This window comes from Streptomyces sp. NPDC028928 (genome assembly GCF_055564915.1).
This window is the reverse complement of sequence record NZ_JBVHVI010000008.1, coordinates 153,309-172,598: the sequence shown is the minus strand read 5'-3', so window position 1 is coordinate 172,598 and position 19,290 is coordinate 153,309. Positions and strand designations below refer to the sequence as shown.

General features: G+C 71.3%; 15 protein-coding genes. 7 read left to right on the top strand and 8 right to left on the bottom strand.

What is annotated here, in order from left to right; translation table 11 throughout:
* Window positions 1-46 precede the first annotated feature (46 nt).
* Both ACZ4U1_RS20595 and ACZ4U1_RS20590 read right to left on the bottom strand, forming a co-directional pair.
* Window positions 47-1,126 carry a metallophosphoesterase gene (locus tag ACZ4U1_RS20595; RefSeq protein ID WP_467904952.1) on the bottom strand — a complete coding sequence of 360 codons (1,080 nt, stop codon included), beginning with the start codon at window positions 1,124-1,126 and terminating at the stop codon, window positions 47-49.
* Between the two features lie 333 nt (window positions 1,127-1,459).
* A complete protein-coding gene (locus tag ACZ4U1_RS20590) occupies window positions 1,460-2,572 on the bottom strand; it encodes a LacI family DNA-binding transcriptional regulator (RefSeq protein ID WP_388320683.1) in 1,113 nt (370 codons plus the stop codon).
* A 454-nt stretch (window positions 2,573-3,026) separates the two neighbouring features.
* On the opposite strand from ACZ4U1_RS20590, the gene hisC reads away from it, so the two are divergent.
* The gene (gene hisC / locus ACZ4U1_RS20585; protein ID WP_467904950.1) at window positions 3,027-4,106 is read left to right on the top strand and encodes a histidinol-phosphate transaminase; all 1,080 of its coding nucleotides are present in this window, start codon (window positions 3,027-3,029) and stop codon (window positions 4,104-4,106) included.
* Window positions 4,107-4,119: 13 nt separating this feature from the next.
* Here the strand turns inward: hisC and ACZ4U1_RS20580 are convergent, their stop codons facing one another.
* A complete protein-coding gene (locus ACZ4U1_RS20580; protein ID WP_467904948.1) occupies window positions 4,120-4,497 on the bottom strand; it encodes a cyclophilin-like fold protein in 378 nt (125 codons plus the stop codon).
* 209 nt (window positions 4,498-4,706) lie between these two features.
* On the opposite strand from ACZ4U1_RS20580, the gene ACZ4U1_RS20575 reads away from it, so the two are divergent.
* From ACZ4U1_RS20575 to cydD, 3 genes are all read left to right on the top strand, one after another.
* Window positions 4,707-6,215: a cytochrome ubiquinol oxidase subunit I gene (locus ACZ4U1_RS20575; RefSeq protein WP_467904946.1), complete on the top strand. Its 1,509-nt coding sequence runs from the start codon at window positions 4,707-4,709 to the stop codon at window positions 6,213-6,215.
* A 15-nt stretch (window positions 6,216-6,230) separates the two neighbouring features.
* Entirely contained in the window at window positions 6,231-7,250 is a 1,020-nt protein-coding gene (gene cydB, locus ACZ4U1_RS20570; RefSeq protein ID WP_467904945.1) for a cytochrome d ubiquinol oxidase subunit II, read from the top strand.
* A 76-nt stretch (window positions 7,251-7,326) separates the two neighbouring features.
* Complete coding sequence (gene cydD, locus ACZ4U1_RS20565) at window positions 7,327-10,998, top strand: thiol reductant ABC exporter subunit CydD (protein ID WP_467904943.1); 3,672 nt, start codon at window positions 7,327-7,329, stop codon at window positions 10,996-10,998.
* Window positions 10,999-11,076: 78 nt separating this feature from the next.
* Here the strand turns inward: cydD and ACZ4U1_RS20560 are convergent, their stop codons facing one another.
* The 5 genes from ACZ4U1_RS20560 to ACZ4U1_RS20540 all read right to left on the bottom strand — a co-directional run bounded on the left by ACZ4U1_RS20560 (window position 11,077) and on the right by ACZ4U1_RS20540 (window position 16,303).
* Window positions 11,077-11,967 (bottom strand): Cof-type HAD-IIB family hydrolase, encoded by an 891-nt coding sequence (locus ACZ4U1_RS20560; protein ID WP_467904941.1) that lies wholly within the window; start codon window positions 11,965-11,967, stop codon window positions 11,077-11,079.
* Window positions 11,968-12,043: 76 nt separating this feature from the next.
* Complete coding sequence (locus ACZ4U1_RS20555; protein WP_467904940.1) at window positions 12,044-12,946, bottom strand: LLM class flavin-dependent oxidoreductase; 903 nt, start codon at window positions 12,944-12,946, stop codon at window positions 12,044-12,046.
* 42 nt (window positions 12,947-12,988) lie between these two features.
* Complete coding sequence (locus ACZ4U1_RS20550; protein WP_467904938.1) at window positions 12,989-13,597, bottom strand: RNA 2'-phosphotransferase; 609 nt, start codon at window positions 13,595-13,597, stop codon at window positions 12,989-12,991.
* 112 nt (window positions 13,598-13,709) lie between these two features.
* Window positions 13,710-15,464, bottom strand: a complete 1,755-nt coding sequence (locus tag ACZ4U1_RS20545; RefSeq protein WP_467904936.1) for an SDR family oxidoreductase — start codon at window positions 15,462-15,464, stop codon at window positions 13,710-13,712.
* Window positions 15,461-16,303 (bottom strand): M24 family metallopeptidase, encoded by an 843-nt coding sequence (locus tag ACZ4U1_RS20540; RefSeq protein WP_467904934.1) that lies wholly within the window; start codon window positions 16,301-16,303, stop codon window positions 15,461-15,463. Before ACZ4U1_RS20540 ends, ACZ4U1_RS20545 begins: the two co-directional genes overlap by 4 nt.
* Window positions 16,304-16,508: 205 nt before the next feature.
* On the opposite strand from ACZ4U1_RS20540, the gene ACZ4U1_RS20535 reads away from it, so the two are divergent.
* Genes ACZ4U1_RS20535 through ACZ4U1_RS20525 form a run of 3 tightly spaced genes read left to right on the top strand, consistent with a single transcriptional unit; the run spans window position 16,509 to window position 19,283 of the window.
* Window positions 16,509-17,474, top strand: coding sequence for an ABC transporter ATP-binding protein (locus tag ACZ4U1_RS20535; RefSeq protein ID WP_467905287.1), 966 nt, complete (start codon window positions 16,509-16,511; stop codon window positions 17,472-17,474).
* On the top strand, window positions 17,464-18,375 hold the full coding sequence (locus tag ACZ4U1_RS20530; protein ID WP_467904933.1) for an ABC transporter permease subunit: 912 nt from the start codon (window positions 17,464-17,466) through the stop codon (window positions 18,373-18,375). Before ACZ4U1_RS20535 ends, ACZ4U1_RS20530 begins: the two co-directional genes overlap by 11 nt.
* Window positions 18,372-19,283, top strand: a complete 912-nt coding sequence (locus ACZ4U1_RS20525) for an ABC transporter ATP-binding protein (protein WP_467904931.1) — start codon at window positions 18,372-18,374, stop codon at window positions 19,281-19,283. The genes ACZ4U1_RS20530 and ACZ4U1_RS20525 overlap by 4 nt, the downstream gene beginning before the upstream one ends.
* Window positions 19,284-19,290: the final 7 nt, after the last annotated feature.

Here is a 19,290-nt window from a genome sequence, read left to right as displayed (position 1 = left end):
CCCCGCCTGCGCGGACGCAGCGGGGGACGCCTGCCCGGGCAAACGGTCAGCTGTCCAGGGGAAGTTGCTGGACCAGCAGCTTTCCGGCCATGGTCACTCCGCCGTCCATGGCGATGGCCAGTCCGTCGGCGTAGACGTGCGGTCCCTCGACGACCGGGCCGGTGCCCTCCTCGCCGTCCTCGGAGCCGACCTCGCCGAGGAGGTAGGGAATGGGGCTGTGTCCGTGAACGACCCGGGTGCCGCCGTACGTATCGAGGAGGGAGCGCACGGCGTCGGCGCCGCCCTCGTCGCGGAAGGAGAAGCGTTTGGTGAACTTGCGGAACAGATCCCAGACCTCGTCGGCGTCGTTGCGCGTCAGGGTCTCGCGGACGGTGTCGTTGACCGCCTCGATGGAGTCGCCGTAGTCGAGGTAGGCGGTGGTGTCGGAGTGGAGCAGCAGATAGCCGTCGACCTCCTCGACGGCGTCGAGGCGGGCCATCCACTGCAGGTGGTGGTCCTGGAGGCGGTCCATGTCGGTCTTCTGGCCGCCGTTGAGCAGCCAGGCCGCCTGGAAGGTGGCGGTGCCCGCGCCGGAGTTGACGGGCGTGTCGCCGAACCGCTTGGCGCCGAGGAGCAGCAGCTCGTGGTTGCCCATGAGGGCCTTGCAGTAGCCACCCGCCGCGGCGGCCTCGGCGGACAGCCGCATGACCAGGTCGATGACGCCGATGCCGTCCGGGCCGCGGTCGGTGAAGTCGCCGAGGAACCACAGCCGGGTGGTGCCGGCGCACCACTGGCCCGAGGCGTCGATCAGGCCCTGCTCCTGCAGGGCGGCGACCAGCTCGTCCAGGTAGCCGTGCACATCACCCACGACGTAGAGGGGCCCGGGCCCGGCCGCGGGCTGCGGGGCCGGGGCGGCGGGGGCGGGCTCGACGGGGACCTGGAGGGTGTCGCCGCGATTGATGACGGGCAGGTCGCGCTGGGTGGGGGTGTAGCCCTCGGGGTACGCCTCGTCGGCGGGCGGTACGACGTCGCCCGGGTGGATGCTGCGGACGTACGGACCGGTCTCATGGACGTACGCGGGTACCCGGAAGTCGCGCAGAGTCGCCGTCCGCTCCGCCTCGGGTCCCTGACCGGCCCCCTGAGTCATCAGACCCCTCCACCATCGCGCCGCATCTGCACCGCTTCGGACTGCCTGGTCGCAGCGGTCCGCGGTGTCGTGGGCCCATCATAGGAATGCGCGTCGCGCCGTGTGATGACCCAGGGGTGGTGAATCGGAACAAGACTCCGGTTCATCGCGGCTTTCGCCCCGTTTGGGCAGGTGTTCGACCGGCTGTCGGCCGCTCGGAGACTCGGCCGACCGGTTTCCCGGCCTGCCCGCGCCCGACCGGCCGGGCCCGCCCCCCGGATCCTCCTCGCGTCGCGCCGGCCGGTCCCGCACCGCACCGGCCGGGCCCTGATCCGGCCGGTGCGGTGGACCGCGCTACTTGTCGTCCGGTGTCCGCGGCGGGCTGACCGTCGTGCGCGGGGGCCGCCGCTGGGAGGAGGTGCGCACGATCAGCTCGGTCGGTATCACCTGCTCGACCGGCTGGTCGGACTCGACGCCCTCGATGGCGTCGATGAGCAGCTGGACGACGGCGGTGCCGATACGGCGGGGCTTCAGGGAGAGCGTGGTGATGGGCGGCTCGGTGCTGGCGTACATGGTGGACTCGCTGCAGCAGACCAGCAGCAGGTCGTCGGGGACGCGCAGGCCGTAGCGCCGGGCGGCGGCGAGCAGGTCGGTGCCGTTGGGGTCGAACAGGCCGTAGACCGCGTCGGGCCGGTCGGGGCGGGCGAGCAGCCGGTCGGCGGCGACGGCGCCGGCGCACGGGTCGTGCGCCGGATAGGCCTCGTAGACCGGATCCTGGCCGACCCGTTCGCACCAGCGCAGATAGGCGGTGGTCGACAGGTGGGTGTAGGTGTCCGTCGAGGTGCCCGTGAGCAGGCCGATGCGGCGGGCGCCGGCGTCGGCGAGGTGGTCGAGGATGCCGAGTACGGCGGCCTCGTGGTCGTTGTCGACCCATGCGGTGACCGGGAGCGAGCCGGCCGGGCGGCCGTCGGAGACGACCGGCAGTCCCTGCCGGACCAGTTCGCTGACGACCGGGTCCTGGTCGGAGGGGTCGATGACGACCGTGCCGTCCAGGGCGACGTTGGACCAGACGTCATGGCGGGAGGTCGCGGGCAGGATGACCAGGGCGTAGCCGCGGGCGAGCGCGGCCGAGGTGGCGGCCCGGGCCATCTCGGCGAAGTACGCGAACTCGGTGAAGGTGAAAGGTTCATCCCCGTACGTCGTCACGGTCAGGCCGATCAGGCCCGACTTGCCGGTACGGAGGGTGCGGGCGGCGGCCGAGGGGCGGTACCCGAGCCGGTCGGCGACCTCGCGGACATGGCGCCGGGTGGCATCCGGGAGCCTGCCCTTGCCGTTCAGGGCGTCGGACACGGTCGTGATGGAGACCCCGGCGGCGGCGGCTACGTCTCTGATGCCCGCCCGGCCCGGCCGGCTGCCTCGCCGTGAGGTTTCCGCGCGGCTCACCTGGTGCTTCCCTGCTGCTGTCATGGCGAGCCGATAGTAGGGCTCATGTGGTGGGGTAGTGCGGACGCATATGCGCGCATTGACAGGCACGTTTCTGCATGGTCATAGGGGCTCAACTGCCTTGGAAACCCAGGAAGTTGAGCGATCCAATAGTAAGACGTGACTTGTCGGCGCCGATGGGCCTGCCAAGTGCCCGATGTCTCGAAGAGGTCTCAACTCACCTTCACGAGGGACGCGCGCCACGGCGCAAGCCACCGGCGCATAGATATATGTACGGCGCGCCCCCCGAAACGTACGCCTTCGTGCGGTGATGCCCTTGATGCCGGTGGGAGACGTGAGATCCACCGCTTCCCGGGGGCGGCCTCCGCACTCCTGGGTGCTTCACATCTGTACGCAGCGGGGCCGAATCCTCTTAAGGTGAGGAGTATTGGAAGCCGGTGGTGTCGACGGGCCGCCGGTGGTCGCGAGGAGGACTGCGGTGAGCGAGACGAGCCCCAAGCTGCGCGCCGAGCTGGAGGGGATCCCCACCTACAAGCCGGGCAAGCCGGCCGCGGCCGGCGGACCGGTCGCCTACAAGCTGTCCTCCAACGAGAACCCGTACCCGCCGCTGCCCGGCGTGCTGGAGAGCGTGACCGCGGCGGCCTGCGACTTCAACCGCTACCCGGACATGGCCTGCACCGGGCTGATGAACGAGCTGTCCGAGCGCTTCGGTGTGCCGCTTGCCCACCTGGCCACCGGCACCGGCTCGGTGGGCGTCGCCCAGCAGCTGATCCAGGCCACCAGCGGCCCCGGCGACGAGGTGATCTACGCATGGCGGTCGTTCGAGGCGTACCCGATCATCACGCAGATCAGCGGCGCCACGTCGGTCCGGGTGCCGCTGACGCCGGGGGACGTGCACGACCTGGACGCGATGGCGGACGCGATCACCGACCGGACGCGGCTGATCTTCGTGTGCAACCCCAACAACCCGACCGGCACGGTGGTGCGGCGGGCCGAGCTGGAACGGTTCCTCGACCGGGTGCCCGGCGATGTGCTGGTCGTGCTGGACGAGGCCTACCGGGAGTTCATCCGCGACCCCGAGGTGCCCGACGGTGTCGAGCTGTACCGGGAGCGGCCCAACGTCTGCGTCCTGCGGACCTTCTCCAAGGCGTACGGGCTGGCCGGGCTGCGCGTCGGTTTCGCGATCGCCCATGAGCCGGTGGCGGCGGCGCTGCGCAAGACGGCGGTGCCGTTCGGGGTGAGCCAGCTCGCGCAGGAAGCGGCGGTCGCCTCCCTGCGGGCCGAGGACGAGCTGCTGGGCCGGGTGGGCTCGCTGGTGTGCGAGCGTACGCGCGTGGTCGACGCGCTGCGGGCCCAGGGCTGGACGGTGCCGGAGACGCAGGCCAACTTCGTGTGGCTGCGGCTGGGGGAGCGTACGGTCCCGTTCGCGCAGGCCTGTGAGGAGCACGGGGTGGTGGTCCGGCCGTTCCCGGGCGAGGGTGTGCGGGTGACGGTCGGCGAGGCCGAGGCGAACGACATCTTCCTGAAGGTGGCGGAGGCCTTCCGCAAGGAGATCTAGCTCGGCGGCAGCTCTACTCCTCGATCAGTTCCACCCGGATGGGGTCGCCGGCTCGTACGGTCGCCAGGAGACCGGCGTCCCCGTCCAGGCTGCCGAGGACATTGCACGGACTTGCGAGGCGGCACTCGTCGCCTCGCGAGATCGGCGTGGGGCCGTAGGGGAGGGCGAGGGCGTCGCCGTCCGTCCAGAAGGCCACCGTGCCCGGTTCCACCACCTGCCGGGCGTCCGTTTCACGTGAAACAGAGACGCCTGTGTCGAAATACACCTCCTCACCCCATGTGTGCGCGGTCGAAGCGAGGGGCAGCGCCTTGGCGAGGGCCTGAGTCGTCGGGGTGCTTGCGTCGAGGGTCGCGGTGATGTTGCCCGCGGGCCAGGAAATGCGTATCTGCATGGCGCGCAATTCAACAAGATGTTGAAGTCGCTGCCAAGGTCTTGACGCGAAGGCGAAGGGGGGACCCCCCTTCCACCGTCGAAAATCAGTGCGTCATAATGGCTTGTGAATGTGAACGCGTTCACAAGCGCGTCCCGTTTGCTCCTGTATGCGTGCAACAAAGGGGGCAAACCGCCGCTGTACCACGGCGTAGTAAGGAGAGTGACGACGTGGACCTGGCTTTGGCGCCGGAGACACTGGCGCGCTGGCAGTTCGGCATCACCACCGTCTACCACTTCCTGTTCGTCCCTCTGACGATCTCCCTGGCCGCTCTCACGGCCGGGCTGCAGACGGCCTGGGTGCGCACGGAGAAGGAGAAGTACCTCAGGGCGACGAAGTTCTGGGGCAAGCTCTTCCTGATCAACATCGCGATGGGTGTGGTCACCGGCATCGTGCAGGAGTTCCAGTTCGGCATGAACTGGTCCGACTACTCGCGCTTCGTCGGCGACATCTTCGGTGCCCCGCTCGCCTTCGAGGCGCTGATCGCGTTCTTCTTCGAGTCCACCTTCATCGGCCTGTGGATTTTCGGCTGGGACAAGCTGCCCAAGAAGATCCACCTGGCCTGCATCTGGATGGTCTCGATCGGCACGATCCTGTCGGCGTACTTCATCCTCGCGGCGAACTCCTGGATGCAGCACCCTGTCGGCTACCGGATCGACAAGGCGAAGGGGCGGGCCGAGCTGACCGACTTCTGGGCCGTGCTGACCCAGAACACCGCTCTCACCCAGGCCTTCCACACCCTCTCCGCGGCCTTCCTGACCGGCGGTGCGTTCATGGTGGGCATCGCCGCCTACCACCTGGCACGCAAGAAGCACATCCGCGAGATGAAGACCTCGCTGCGGCTCGGTCTGGTCACCGTGGTCATCGCCGGTCTGCTCACCGCGGTCAGCGGTGACGTGCTCGGCAAGGTGATGTTCAAGCAGCAGCCGATGAAGATGGCCGCCGCCGAGGCGCTGTGGGACGGCCAGAAGCCGGCCCCGTTCTCGATCTTCGCCTACGGCGACGTGGAGAAGGGCCACAACACCGTGGCCGTCGAGATCCCGGGTCTGCTGTCCTTCCTGGCCGACGACAGCTTCACCTCGTACGTGCCGGGCATCAACGACGTCAACAAGGCCGAGCAGGAGAAGTTCGGGCCCGGAGATTACCGGCCCAACATCCCGGTCACCTTCTGGGGCTTCCGCTGGATGATCGGCTTCGGCATGGCCTCCTTCGCCATCGGGCTGGCCGGGCTCTGGCTGACGCGGAAGAAGTTCATGCTGGCGCAGCATCTCAGGGTCGGCGACGACGAGGTGCCGCACCTGGTGCTGTTCAGGAACAAGGCGCTCAGCCCGAAGCTCACCCCCTGGTACTGGCGCATCGCGACCTGGACCCTGGCCTTCCCGCTGATCGCCAACTCCTGGGGCTGGATCTTCACCGAGATGGGCCGCCAGCCCTGGGTCGTCTACGGCGTGCTGCAGACCCGGGACGCGGTCTCCCCCGGTGTCTCCCAGGGCGAGGTGCTCACCTCGATGGCCGTCTTCACCGCGCTGTACGCGATCCTCGCCGTGGTCGAGGTCAAGCTGCTCGTGAAGTACGTCAAGGCCGGCCCGCCCGAGCTGACCGAGGCCGACCTCAACCCGCCCACGAAGATCGGCGGCGGCACCCGTGACGCCGACAAGCCGATGGCCTTCTCCTACTAGGCCGAGGGAACAGCCATGGAACTTCACGACGTCTGGTTCGTCCTGATCGCCGTCCTGTGGACCGGCTACTTCTTCCTGGAGGGCTTCGATTTCGGGGTCGGCATCCTCACCAAGCTGCTGGCCCGCGACCGGCCCGAGCGCCGGGTGCTGATCAACACCATCGGCCCGGTCTGGGACGGCAACGAGGTGTGGCTGCTCACCGCGGGCGGCGCGACCTTCGCCGCGTTCCCGGAGTGGTACGCCACCCTCTTCTCCGGCTTCTACCTGCCGCTGCTGGTCATCCTGGTCTGTCTGATCGTCCGGGGTGTCGCCTTCGAGTACCGGGCCAAGCGGCCCGAGGAGGCCTGGCAGCGCAACTGGGAGACGGCGATCTTCTGGACCTCGCTGCTCCCGGCGTTCCTGTGGGGCGTGGCCTTCGGGAACATCGTGCGCGGTGTGAAGATCGACCAGCACTTCGAGTACGTCGGCAGTGTCGGGGACCTGCTCAACCCCTACGCCCTGCTCGGCGGTCTGGTGACGCTCACGCTGTTCACCTTCCACGGGGCGGTGTTCGCCGCGCTCAAGACCGTCGGGGACATCCGGGTACGGGCACGGAAGCTGGCCCGGTGGGTCGGCCTGGTCACGGCTGTCGTGGCGCTCGCCTTCCTGCTGTGGACGCAGGCCGACAGCGGGGACGGCAAGAGCCTGGTCGCCCTGATCGTGGCCGTCGTCGCCCTGGTGGCCGCTCTCGTGGCCAACCAGTTCGGGCGGGAGGGCTGGGCGTTCGCGTTGTCCGGGGTCACCATCGTGGCCGCCGTGGCGATGCTCTTCCTGACGCTCTTCCCGAACGTCATGCCGTCCACCCTGAACGAGGACTGGAGCCTGACGGTCACCAACGCCTCGTCGAGCCCGTACACCCTGAAGATCATGACGTGGTTGGCGGCGATCGCCACCCCGATCGTCCTGCTCTACCAGGGCTGGACCTACTGGGTGTTCCGTAAGCGGATCGGCACGCAGCACCTCGCTCCCGACGCTGCTGCCGGCGCCGCGCACTGAGTCCGCAGAGGGCGTGTTTCACGTGAAACACACCCTCTGGGCCCAAGGGCGTCTTTGACCGAAGGGCGTGTTTCACGTGAAACCAATCGATCCACGGCTTCTGCGGTATGCCCGCGCCACCCGCCTCTTCCTGGGGGCGGTCGTCGGGCTGGGCGCCGTGGGTGCGGGGCTGGTCGTCGCCCAGGCGATGCTCGTCGCCGAGATCGTCGTCGGAGCCTTCCGGCACGGGCAGTCCGCCGGTGAACTGCGCACTCCCCTAGTGCTGTTGGCCGCCGTGGCGGTCGGGCGGTCGGTTGTCGCGTGGCTCACCGAACTCGCGGCCCATCGCGCGAGTGCGGCCGTGAAGTCGGAGCTGCGCGGGCGGCTCCTCGACCGGGCGGGGGCGCTCGGTCCTGGGTGGCTGAGCGGGCAGCGGACCGGCTCGCTGGTCACCCTGGCCACGCGCGGGGTGGACGCCCTGGACGACTACTTCTCGCGCTACCTGCCGCAGTTGGGGCTCGCCGTGGTCGTGCCGGTGGCGGTGCTGGCGCGGATCGTCACCGAGGACTGGGTGTCGGCGGCGATCATCGTCGGCACCCTGCCGCTGATTCCTCTCTTCATGATGCTGATCGGGTGGGCGACCCAGTCCCGGATGGACCGTCAGTGGCGGCTGTTGTCGCGGCTGTCCGGTCACTTTCTGGACGTGGTCGCGGGGCTGCCGACGCTGAAGGTGTTCGGCCGGGCCAAGGCGCAGGCCGCGTCCATCCGGCGGATCACCGGCGAGTACCGGCAGGCCACTCTGCGGACGCTGCGGATCGCCTTCCTCTCCTCCTTCGCGCTGGAGCTGCTCGCCACGCTGTCCGTGGCGCTGGTCGCCGTGACGATCGGGATGCGGCTCGTGCACGGGGAGATGGACCTGTACGACGGGTTGGTGATCCTCGTGCTGGCGCCCGAGGCGTATCTGCCGTTGCGGCAGGTGGGGGCGCAGTACCACGCGGCGGCGGAGGGGCTGGCCGCGGCGGAGGAGATCTTCACCGTGCTGGAGACGCCGCTGCCGGGGTCGGGTACTGGTGCGGTGCCTGCGGGAGCCGTGGCGTTCGAGGGGGTCGGCGTTCGGTATCCGGGGCGGTCTTCGGATGCGGTGTCCGGTGTGTCGTTCACCGTGGAGCCCGGGGAGACCGTGGCGCTGGTCGGGCCGAGCGGGGTGGGCAAGTCGACGCTGCTGGGCGTGTTGCTGGGGTTCGTCCGGCCCACCGAGGGGCGGGTGCGGATCGGGGGTGCCGATCTCGCCGGGCTCGACCTGGCGGAGTGGCGGTCGCGGGTCGCGTGGGTGCCGCAGAGGCCGCATCTGTACGCCGGGACCATCGCGGAGAACGTGCGGCTGGCCCGGCCCGAGGCCGACGACGGTGCGGTGCGCCGGGCTCTGCGGGACGCGGGGGCGTGGGAGTTCGTGGAGGCGTTGCCGGAGGGTGTCGACACCGTGCTCGGGGAGGACGGGGCGGGGCTTTCGGCGGGGCAGCGGCAGCGGCTTGCGCTGGCTCGGGCGTTTCTCGCGGACCGGCCTGTGCTGGTGCTGGATGAGCCGACGGCTGCGTTGGACGGGGCGACGGAGGGGGACGTCGTGGCTGCGGTGCGGAGGCTTGCGGTGGGGCGGACCGTGGTGCTCGTGGTGCATCGGCCGGCGTTGTTGGGGGTGGCGGACAGGGTGGTACGGCTGGGTGGGGCCGAGGGGGGTGGAGCCGGGCTGAGCGGGGCCGAGCTGGTGGGGCACCCGGTGTGCAGTGGGCCGTCCAGGGGGCTCCGCCCCCTGGACCCCCGACCTCGCCCACCCGCCACCCGACTCGGTCGGCTGGAAGGCGAGCCGGCAGCTTCACGGCGCGGTCGGCTGGAAGGTGACCCGGCTGGGCTCCGGCTCGGTGGGTTGGAAGGTGACCCTGCCGGGCCGAGGCTCGGTGGGCTGGACGGTCAGGCGGCAGCTTCACGACTCGGTGGGTCGGAAGGTGACCCGGTCGCGCCGAAGGGCGGTGTGCTGGGCAGGGTTCGGGGAGATGGTGGGCGTTGGTGGGGGCGGCTCGGTGGGGCGTTGGGGCTCGGGAGTCTGGCGCTCGGGTGTGCTGTCGGGTTGATGGCGACCTCCGGGTGGCTCATCTCGCGGGCCTCACAGCAGCCGCCGGTGCTGTATCTGATGGTGGCCGTGACCGCGACCCGGGCCTTCGGGATCGGGCGGGCCATGTTCCGGTATGCCGAGCGGCTGGTGTCGCATGACGCCGTGCTGCGGATGCTGGCCGATACGCGGGTGGCGGTGTACCGGCGGCTGGAGCGGCTGGCTCCCGCGGGGCTGCGCGGTGCCCGGCGCGGTGATCTGCTGACCCGGCTGGTCGCGGACGTGGACGCGTTCCAGGACTACTGGCTGCGCTGGCTGCTGCCCGCCGGAGTCGCCCTCACCGTCTCCGCCGCCTCCGTCGGCTTCACCGCCTGGCTGCTGCCCGAGGCCGGCGCCGCCCTCGCGGTGGGACTGCTCGCGGCCGGCGTCGGTGTCCCCGCGCTGACCGCGGCCGTGGCCCGGCGGACCGAGCGGCGGCTGGCGCCCGCCCGGGGAGTGCTCGCGACCCGGGTGACCGACCTGCTCACCGGCACCGCCGAGCTGACCGTCGCCGGTGCGTTGCCGGCCCGTACGGAAGCTGCCCGGCGGGCCGACGGCACCCTCACCCGGATCGCCGCGCGGGCCGCCGCCGTCACCGGGCTCGGTGACGGGCTGACCGCGCTGGTCTCCGGGCTGACCGTCACGGCCACCGCGGTGTTCGGGGCTCAGGCGGTGGCGTCCGGCCGGCTGAGCGGCGTGGCGATGGCCGTGGTCGTCCTGACCCCGCTGGCCGCCTTCGAGGCCGTACTGGGCCTGCCGCTCGCCGTGCGGTACCGGCAGCGGGTGCGGCGCAGCGCCGAGCGGGTGTACGAGGTCCTGGACGCCCCGGAGCCCGTACGCGAGCCGGCCTCGCCCCGACAGGCACCCGCCTCGCCGTTCCCGCTGGTCGTCAAGGACCTGGTCGTGCGGTATCCGGGGCAGCGGCAGGACGCGCTCGGCGGTGTGGATCTGACGCTGGAGCGGGGCCGCCGGGTCGCGGTGGTGGGGGCGTCCGGTTCCGGCAAGACGACGCTCGCACAGGTGCTGCTGCGGTTCCTCGACGCGGAGGGGGGCTCGTACACGCTCGCCGGTGTGGACGCGGGCGCGCTGGCCGGTGACGACGTACGGCGGCTCGTCGGGCTGTGCGCGCAGGACGCGTATCTCTTCGACAGCTCGGTGCGCGAGAACCTGCTGCTGGCCAGGAAGGACGCCACCGAGGCGGAGCTGCGCGGAGTGCTGGCCGAGGCCCGGCTGCTGGACTGGGTGGATTCGCTGCCCGACGGCCTGGACACGCTCGTCGGCGAGCACGGGGCGCGGCTGGCCGGCGGGCAGCGGCAGCGGCTGGCGCTGGCCCGCGCGCTGCTGGCCGGCTTCCCCGTGCTGGTCCTGGACGAGCCCGCCGAGCACCTGGACCTGGCGACGGCCGACGCGCTGACCGCCGATCTGCTGGCCGCCACGGAGGGTCGTACCACGCTGCTGATCACCCACCGGATGGCGGGGCTCGACGCGGTGGACGAGGTGGTCGTGCTCGATGCGGGCCGGGTGGTCCAGCGGGGGCCGTACGAGCGGCTGATCGCCGAGGACGGACCGCTGCGGGAGATGGCGCGCCGGGAGGCCGAGGCGGAGTCGCTGGTGACGGTCGGCTGAAGCCTCCCGCCGCGCGCGACGCCCGCCGGGCCGGATACCGGCGCCGCGCGCGACGCCCGCCGGGCCGGATACCGGGTGCTAGCCCGCGCGCTGGGCGAGCAGGTGCTCGATCACCACCGCGACACCGTCGTCGTTGTTGGCGACCGTGCGGCCCGACGCGGCGGCGATGACGTCCGGATGGGCGTTGCCCATCGCGTAGGACCGACCCGCCCAGGTCAGCATCTCGACGTCGTTGGGCATGTCCCCGAAGGCCACGACCTCCTCGTTCGAGATGCCGCGCTCGGCGCAGCACAGGGCGAGGGTGCTGGCCTTGGAGACGCCGGGGCCGCTGAGTTCCAGCAGGGCGCTGGGGCTGGAGCGGGTGACGTTGGCGTGCTCGCCGACGGCCAGCCGGGCGAGGGTGAGGAAGGCGTCGGGGTCGAGGGAGGGGTGGTAGGCGAGGATCTTCAGCACGGGCTGGTCGGCGTCCGGGCCGTCGGGTGCGAGCAACTCCTCGGCGGGCAGCAGGTGGTCGGGTATCTCCATGTGCAGCTTGGGATAGTCCGGCTCCTGGTGGAAGCCGTAGGTCTGCTCGACCGCGAACACCGTGCCGGGTGCCGCCTCGCGCAGCAGCCGTACGGCGTTCAGGGCGTTCTCCCGGGCCAGTTCGCGGACCTTCACGAACCGGTGGGCGCCCGGACCGCCGTGCAGGTCGACCACGGCGGCACCGTTGCCGCAGATCGCCAGGCCGTGGCCGTGGACGTGGTCGCTGACCACGTCCATCCAGCGGGCCGGCCGGCCGGTGACGAAGAAGACCTCGATCCCGGCCTCCTCGGCGGCGGCCAGCGCGGCGACGGTCCGCGGGGAGACCGACTTGTCGTCGCGCAGCAGGGTTCCGTCGAGGTCGGTGGCGATCAGCCGCGCGGGTGTGGCGGCGGCAGGGGGCCCGGGCTGTCTGGTCGCTGAGGTCACCGCGCCATTCTCGCGCATATGCCCGCACGGCCGTGCGGGACTCCGCACAGATGAGACGCAGATGACGTTGCGGCCCGGGTGACGCCCGGGACGGTCAGTCCAGCTGGGCGAGGGCCTCCATGGCGATTCGCTCGAAGACCTTCTCGTCCGTGGCGAAGTCGGAGTCCGGGATGGGCCAGTGGATCGCGATCTCGGTGAAGCCCAGCTCCCGGTGGCGGCCGGCGAAGTCCACGAAGGCGTCCAGGGAGGCGAGCGGCCGGCCGCGGTCCGGGGTGAAGCCGGTGAGCAGGACCTTGTCCAGCTCGGCCACGTCCCGCCCGGCGGCCTCGCACGCCTCGGACAGCTTGCCGAGCTGCCCGCGCAGGGCCGCGACGGACTGCTCGGGCGTGCCGGTCTCGTACAGCTTCGGGTCGCCGGTGGTCACCCACGCCTGGCCGTAGCGCGCGGCGAGCTTCAGGCCGCGCGGGCCGGTGGCCGCCACCGCGAACGGCAGCCGGGGGCGCTGCGCACAGCCGGGTATGTTCCGGGCCTCGTGCGCCGAGTAGAAGCGGCCCTCGTACGACACCGCGTCCTCGGTGAGCAGCCGGTCGAGCAGGGGCACGAACTCGGCGAACCGGTCGGCGCGCTCGCGCGGGGTCCAGGGCTCCTGGCCGAGGGCGGTGGCGTCGAAACCGGTGCCGCCCGCGCCGATGCCGAGGGTGATCCGGCCGCCGGAGATGTCGTCCAGGGAGATCAGTTCCTTGGCGAGGGTCACCGGGTGGCGGAAGTTCGGGGAGGTGACCAGTGTGCCGAGGCGGAGCCGGTCGGTGGCCGCCGCGGCCGCCGTCAGCGTGGGGACCGCGCCGAACCAGGGGCCGTCACGGAAGCTGCGCCAGGACAGGTGGTCGTAGGTGTACGCGGTGTGGAAGCCGAGCTGCTCGGCGCGTACCCAGGCCGCGCGGCCGCCCTCGTGCCAGCGGCGGTACGGCAGGATCACGGTGCTCAGACGCAGACTCATGGATCCGAGAGTAAGCGGCCCCGCTGACAACGTACGAAACGGTCACCGTGTGCGCCCCTCCGAGCACGGAGCGCCCGGCGCGGCGGCCGGACCGCGGGACGCCCGGTGCGGCCCGGGAAAGCGCAGGTAGCGCGGAGGCACGGCCGCGGTCAGCCAGACGCCGTTGGCGCTGACGTGGAACACATGGCCGTCACGGTGCATCGCGCCGGAGTCCACGGCCAGCACCACGGGCCGGCCCCGGCGGGCGCCGACACGGGTGGCGGTCTCCCGGTCGGCGGAGAGGTGCACGTCGTGCCGGTTCATGGGCCGTAGGCCCTCCGCGCGGATGGCGTCCAGGTGGCGGGCGACCGTGCCGTGGTAGAGGTACGGCGGCGGGGTCGCCGGGGGCAGGCCGAGGTCGACCTCGATGCTGTGCCCCTGGCTGGCGCGGATCCTGCCGTTCTCGACGGCGAAACGCTGCTTGTCGTTCGCGGCGACCACGTGGTCCAGCTCCTCGCGCGTGAACCGGAACCCATGGGCGGCGGCCGCGGCGATCAGTGTGCCGATCTCCACCCAGCCGCCCGGGTCCAGTGTGAGCCCGATCCTCTCGGGCTGGTGGCGCAGGTGTCTGGAGAGGTACTTGGACACCTTCACGGTGCGGCGTTCGTCCATGGGTCCAGCGTGCGGGAGAGACGCGGATCACGCAGGTTGTTTTCGTTCGGAGGTTTGATCCACAACCAAGTGCGTTTATCCACAGGGGAATTGGCGAAGTTGTGGACAACGCTCACAGCCTGGGCTCGACCCGTGCGATCCTCCTGAGCAGCCCCGGCGCGAAACGGGACAGCAGATGTGCACCCTTCGCCTCCGGAGTCACCGGCACCACCGCCCTGTTGCGGGCCACCGCGTCCAGGACGGCGTCGGCCACCTTCTCCGGCGGGTAGTTGCGCAGGCCGTACAGGCGGGCGGAGCGCTGCCGGCGGCGGCGTTGTTCCGCTTCGTCGACGCCGGTGAAGCGGGCCGTGGAGGTGATGCTGGTGTTGACGAAGCCCGGGCAGACGGCCGTGACGCCGATGCCCTGGGCGGCCAGTTCGGCGCGCAGGCACTCGGAGAGCATCAGCACGGCCGCCTTGGAGGTGCTGTAGGCGGGCAGCGCGCGCGAGGGCTGGTAGGCGGCGGCCGAGGCGATGTTGACGATGTGGCCGCCCTGGCCGCGCTCGGCCATGCGCGCCCCGAAGAGCCGGCAGCCGTGGATGACCCCCCACAGGTTGACGTCCAGCACCGTGCGCCAGTCGTCGGTCGTCGTGGCGAAGAAGGAACCCGACAGACCGATGCCCGCGTTGTTGACCAGCACGTCCAGGACGCCGTACTCGCGGTGGACCTTCTCCGCGAGCTTCTCCATGGCCTGCTCGTCGGAGACGTCGGCCGGCTCGGCCCAGGCCTCGGCCGCGCCGGTCAGCCGGGACAGCTCGGCGGTGCGGGCCGCGGCCTCGGCGTCGCGGTCGACGGCGATCACTCGCGCGCCGGCCTCGGCGAAGGCGAACGCCGTCGCCCGGCCGATGCCGCTGCCCGCGCCGGTGACCAGCACCAGCTGCCCGCCGAACCGCTCGGCATGGCGGCCGGTGGCGGCCGGTGCGGGACGGCCGCCCGCCACGGATGTCACGAACTCCTCGATCCACGCGGCGACCTGGTCGGGCCGGGTGCGCGGGATCCAGTGCTTCGCCGGGAGGGTGCGGCGGGTCAGCCGCGGCACCCAGCGGTCCAGGTCGTCGTAGAGCCGCTCGGAGAGGAACGCGTCGCCCTGGGGCGTGATGAGCTGCACGGGCGCGTGTGCGTACGCGTCCGGGCGCGGCCTGCGCAGCCGGGCGCGGACGTTGTCCCGGTACAGCCAGGCGCCGTGGGCCGCGTCGGAGGCGAGCGAGGCGGTCGGGTAGTCGCCGGCCGGGACCCGCTCGGCCCGCTCCAGGATCTTCGGCCAGCGCTTGCCGAGCGGCCCGCGCCAGGCCAGCTCGGGCAGGACCGGCGTGTGCAGCAGGTAGACGTACCAGGACTTGGCGCCCTGGCCGAGGAGCTGGCCCACCCGGCGGGGCGTCGGACGCTTCACGCGCGCGTTGATCCAGTGCCCGAAGTGGTCGAGGGACGGACCGGAGATGGAGGTGAAGGAGGCGATGCGGCCCTCCGTGCGGGCCACCGTGACGAACTCCCAGGACTGCACCGAGCCCCAGTCGTGCCCGACGAGGTGCACCGGCCGGTCCGGGCTGACCGCGTCGACCACGGCCAGGAAGTCGTCCGTGAGCTTGGCCAGGGTGAAGCCGCCGCGCAGCGGCCGGGGCGCCGTGGAGCGGCCGTGGCCCCGGACGTCGTAGAGGACGACGTGGAAGCGGTCGGCGAGCCGGACGGCCACCTCCGACCAGACCTCCTTGCTGTCTGGGTAGCCGTGCACCAGTACCACCGTCGGCTGTTCCGGGTCGCCCAGCTCGGCCACGCACAGCTCGACCCCGCCCGTGCGCACCCAGCGCTCGCGTGCACCCTCCAAGGTCACTTCTCCTCCGCCCAGCGCCGCACGTGCGGCAGATCGTCGTCCAGCCAGAACGCGCTCTCCTCGGGATCCCGGGAGTCGGTGACCACCAGGATCTCCTCGAACTTCGCGCCCGTCCCCCGGAAACCGAGGTGCGGTTCGACCGCCCACAGGCCCGGCTGCGGCGGATGGTCCGAGAAGCGGTACGGCGACCACAGCGGCGACCAGCCCTCGCGGTGGCCGTGCAGCGCGTCGGCGGCCAGGCCCTTCAGGGACTGCGTGCCGAACCCGAACAGGTGCGGTGACCAGCGGCGCTGCTTCACCCGGTCCACCTTGTGGGCGATCACCCCGAAGGGGTAGGCGCGGTGCCGGTTGGCGTAGCCCTGGCGGACCATGAGCCGGTCCACGTCCTGGTAGATCTCCCGCAGCGGGCGCCGCTCGCGCACCTCGCGCAGGATCAGCTCGCGGTGCGCCTCCAGGTCGGCCATCAGCCGGTCCTGCACCGGGTTCACGCCCAGCGAGCCCGAGTAGCCGATGTCCGCCGTGTACCCCTCGTACACCGGCGCCATGTCCAGGATGAACGGCATCCCGGGCTCCAGGGCGCGGTCGGTCGGGAAGAACTGCAGCGGGATGCGGAAGCCGGCGAACGCGGTGCGGTCCCCGAACCAGGCGAACGGGAGGTGGAACCAGTCCCGCACCCCGCGCTCGCGCAGCCACTCCCGCTGCATCCGCGCCGCCTCGCGCTCGGTCACCCCCGGCTCCAGGCGGGCCGCGACCGCCTCCGCGCACTCGTAGGCGAGGCGCTGTACGGTCCGGAAACCCCGCAGCTCCGCCGAGCGCTCCCTGGTCGACGTCGTCGCCATGCCACCTCGCCCCACCATCGCGGTACGTGCCCGTAACTTGACACCGCCGAATCTCGCATTTGTTAGACCCAGCGTCAATAGGGGTGCCCGTACCTCTCAAGGAGGGCGTCCCTCACGGAACCCCTACACCTGGAGTCTGATCCGAAGACGGCTCTCCGGTCTGACGACGGACGTGGTCCGGATCACTACCTTCGAAGGCGTGACTGTGATCGCGACCGAAAGCCTGAGCAAGCGGTTCCCCCGGGTGACCGCCCTCGACCGGCTGTCCGTGGACATCGGACCCGGTGTGACCGGACTCGTCGGGGCCAACGGCGCCGGCAAGTCCACCCTGATCAAGATCCTGCTGGGGCTGTCCCCCGCCACGGAGGGCCGCGCCGAGGTGCTCGGCCTCGACGTCGCCACCAAGGGCGCCGCCATCCGCGAGCGCGTCGGGTACATGCCGGAGCACGACTGCCTGCCGCCGGACGTCTCGGCCACCGAGTTCGTCGTCCACATGGCCCGCATGTCCGGCCTGCCGCCCGCCGCCGCCCGCGAGCGCACCGCCGACACCCTGCGCCATGTCGGGCTGTACGAGGAGCGGTACCGCCCCATCGGCGGTTACTCGACCGGCATGAAGCAGCGGGTCAAGCTCGCCCAGGCGCTGGTGCACGACCCCCAGCTGGTCTTCCTCGACGAGCCGACCAACGGCCTCGACCCGGTCGGCCGCGACGAGATGCTCGGCCTGATCCGCCGCATCCACACCGACTTCGGCATCTCGGTCCTGGTCACCTCCCACCTGCTGGGCGAACTGGAACGCACCTGCGACCACGTCGTCGTCATCGACGGCGGCAAGCTCCTGCGCTCCAGCTCCACCACCGACTTCACCCAGACCACGACCACCCTCGCCATCGAGGTCACCGACAGCGACACCCACCCGGACGGCACCCGCGCGGTCCGTGACGCGCTCCACGCGCGCGGGGTGGACACGCACGCCGAGGCCGGCGGCCTGCCCGGCGCCGGACACATCCTGCTGCTGACCGCCACGGGCGAGGAGACCTACGACCTCGTCCGGGACGTGGTCGCCGACCTCGGCCTCGGCCTGGTGCGCATGGAACAGCGCCGGCACCACATCTCCGAGGTGTTCACCAGCCACGACGAACAGCGGAAGGAGGCCGTCGGCCATGGCGGTTGACCAGCCCACGCCGGCGGTGGCCGGCGCCGACCAGTCCCGCATCCACGACATCGGCTACCGCGGCTACGACGGCCCCCGCCTCGGCCGCGCCTACGCCCGCCGCTCGCTGTACTCGCAGTCCCTGCGCGGCGCCTACGGCCTCGGCCGCTCGGTGAAGTCCAAGGTGCTGCCCATGCTGCTGTTCGCGGTGATGTGCGTGCCCGCCGCCATCATGGTGGCCGTCGCCGTCGCCACCAAGGCCCACGAACTGCCGGTGTCCTACACCCGGTACGCGATCATCATGCAGGCCGTGATCAGCCTGTACGTCGCCTCGCAGGCACCCCAGGCGGTCTCCCGCGACCTGCGCTTCAAGACCGTACCGCTGTACTTCTCCCGGCCCATCGAGACCGCCGACTACGTCCGCGCCAAGTTCGCGGCCCTCGCCTCGGCGCTGTTCGTCCTCACCGCCGCCCCGCTGCTCGTGATGTACGTGGGCGCGCTGCTGTCCAAGATGGGCTTCGCCCATCAGACCAAGGAATTCGCTCAGGGACTGGTCTCCGTGGCCCTGCTCTCGCTGCTCTTCGCCGGCATCGGCCTGGTCATCGCCGCGTTCACCCCGCGCCGCGGCTTCGGCATCGCCGCCGTGATCGCCGTCCTCACCATCTCCTACGGCGCGGTCTCCACCCTCCAGGCCATCGCCTACACCCAGGACAGCACCGGCGCCATCCCGTGGATCGGCCTGTTCTCGCCGATCACACTGATCGACGGCGTGCAGTCCGCGTTCCTCGGCGGCAGCTCCGCCTTCCCCGGCGGGGTCGGCCCGTCGGGCGGCGAGGGCGTCGTCCACGTCCTGTTCGTCCTCGGCCTGACCGCCGCCTGCTACGGCCTGCTGAACCGCCGCTACAAGAAGGTGGGACTGTGACCACGCTCAGCATCGACCACGTCTCGCGCTGGTTCGGCAACGTGGTCGCCGTCAACGACATCACCATGACCATCGGCCCCGGCGTCACCGGCCTGCTCGGCCCCAACGGCGCCGGAAAGTCCACCCTGATCAACATGATGGGCGGCTTCCTCGCCCCCTCCACCGGCACGGTCACCCTCGACGGACAGCCGGTTTGGCGCAACGAGGCCATCTACCGGCACATCGGCATCGTCCCCGAGCGGGAGGCGATGTACGACTTCCTCACCGGCCGCGAGTTCGTCGTCGCCAACGCCGAACTGCACGGCCTCGGCGACAAGGCCGCGCAGCGCGCCCTCGCCACGGTCGAGATGGAGTACGCGCAGGACCGGAAGATCTCCACGTACTCCAAGGGGATGCGGCAGCGCGTGAAGATGGCGAGCGCCCTGGTCCACGACCCGTCACTGCTCCTGCTCGACGAGCCGTTCAACGGCATGGACCCGCGCCAGCGCATGCAGCTGATGGACCTGCTGCGCAGGATGGGCGACGAGGGCCGCACGGTGCTGTTCTCCTCGCACATCCTGGAGGAGGTCGAGCAGCTCGCCCGGCACATCGAGGTCGTCGTCGCCGGACGGCACGCGGCCAGCGGCGACTTCCGCCGGATCCGCCGCCTGATGACCGACCGCCCGCACCGCTATCTGGTCCGCTCCAGCGACGACCGCACCCTCGCGGCGGCGCTGATCGCCGACCCGTCCACGGCCGGCATCGAGGTCGACGTGACCGAGGGCGCGCTGCGCATCCAGGCCGTCGACTTCGGCCGCTTCACCGCCCTGCTGCCGAAGGTCGCCAGGGACCACGGCATCCGGCTCCTCACGGTCTCGCCGTCCGACGAGTCCCTGGAGTCCGTCTTCTCGTACCTGGTCGCGGCGTAGGAGGCCG

Excerpts from the sequence above, each read along its gene's own strand:
- ACZ4U1_RS20530 (WP_467904933.1), top strand. The coding sequence starts at position 17,464 with ATGGCGGTTGACCAGCCCACGCCGGCGGTGGCCGGCGCCGACCAGTCC.
- ACZ4U1_RS20560 (WP_467904941.1), bottom strand. The coding sequence starts at position 11,967 with ATGCGCGAGAATGGCGCGGTGACCTCAGCGACCAGACAGCCCGGGCCC.
- cydB (WP_467904945.1), top strand. The coding sequence starts at position 6,231 with ATGGAACTTCACGACGTCTGGTTCGTCCTGATCGCCGTCCTGTGGACC.
- ACZ4U1_RS20540 (WP_467904934.1), bottom strand. The coding sequence starts at position 16,303 with ATGGCGACGACGTCGACCAGGGAGCGCTCGGCGGAGCTGCGGGGTTTC.
- ACZ4U1_RS20550 (WP_467904938.1), bottom strand. The coding sequence starts at position 13,597 with ATGGACGAACGCCGCACCGTGAAGGTGTCCAAGTACCTCTCCAGACAC.
- ACZ4U1_RS20580 (WP_467904948.1), bottom strand. The coding sequence starts at position 4,497 with ATGCAGATACGCATTTCCTGGCCCGCGGGCAACATCACCGCGACCCTC.
- ACZ4U1_RS20590 (WP_388320683.1), bottom strand. The coding sequence starts at position 2,572 with ATGACAGCAGCAGGGAAGCACCAGGTGAGCCGCGCGGAAACCTCACGG.
- ACZ4U1_RS20595 (WP_467904952.1), bottom strand. The coding sequence starts at position 1,126 with ATGACTCAGGGGGCCGGTCAGGGACCCGAGGCGGAGCGGACGGCGACT.
- ACZ4U1_RS20555 (WP_467904940.1), bottom strand. The coding sequence starts at position 12,946 with ATGAGTCTGCGTCTGAGCACCGTGATCCTGCCGTACCGCCGCTGGCAC.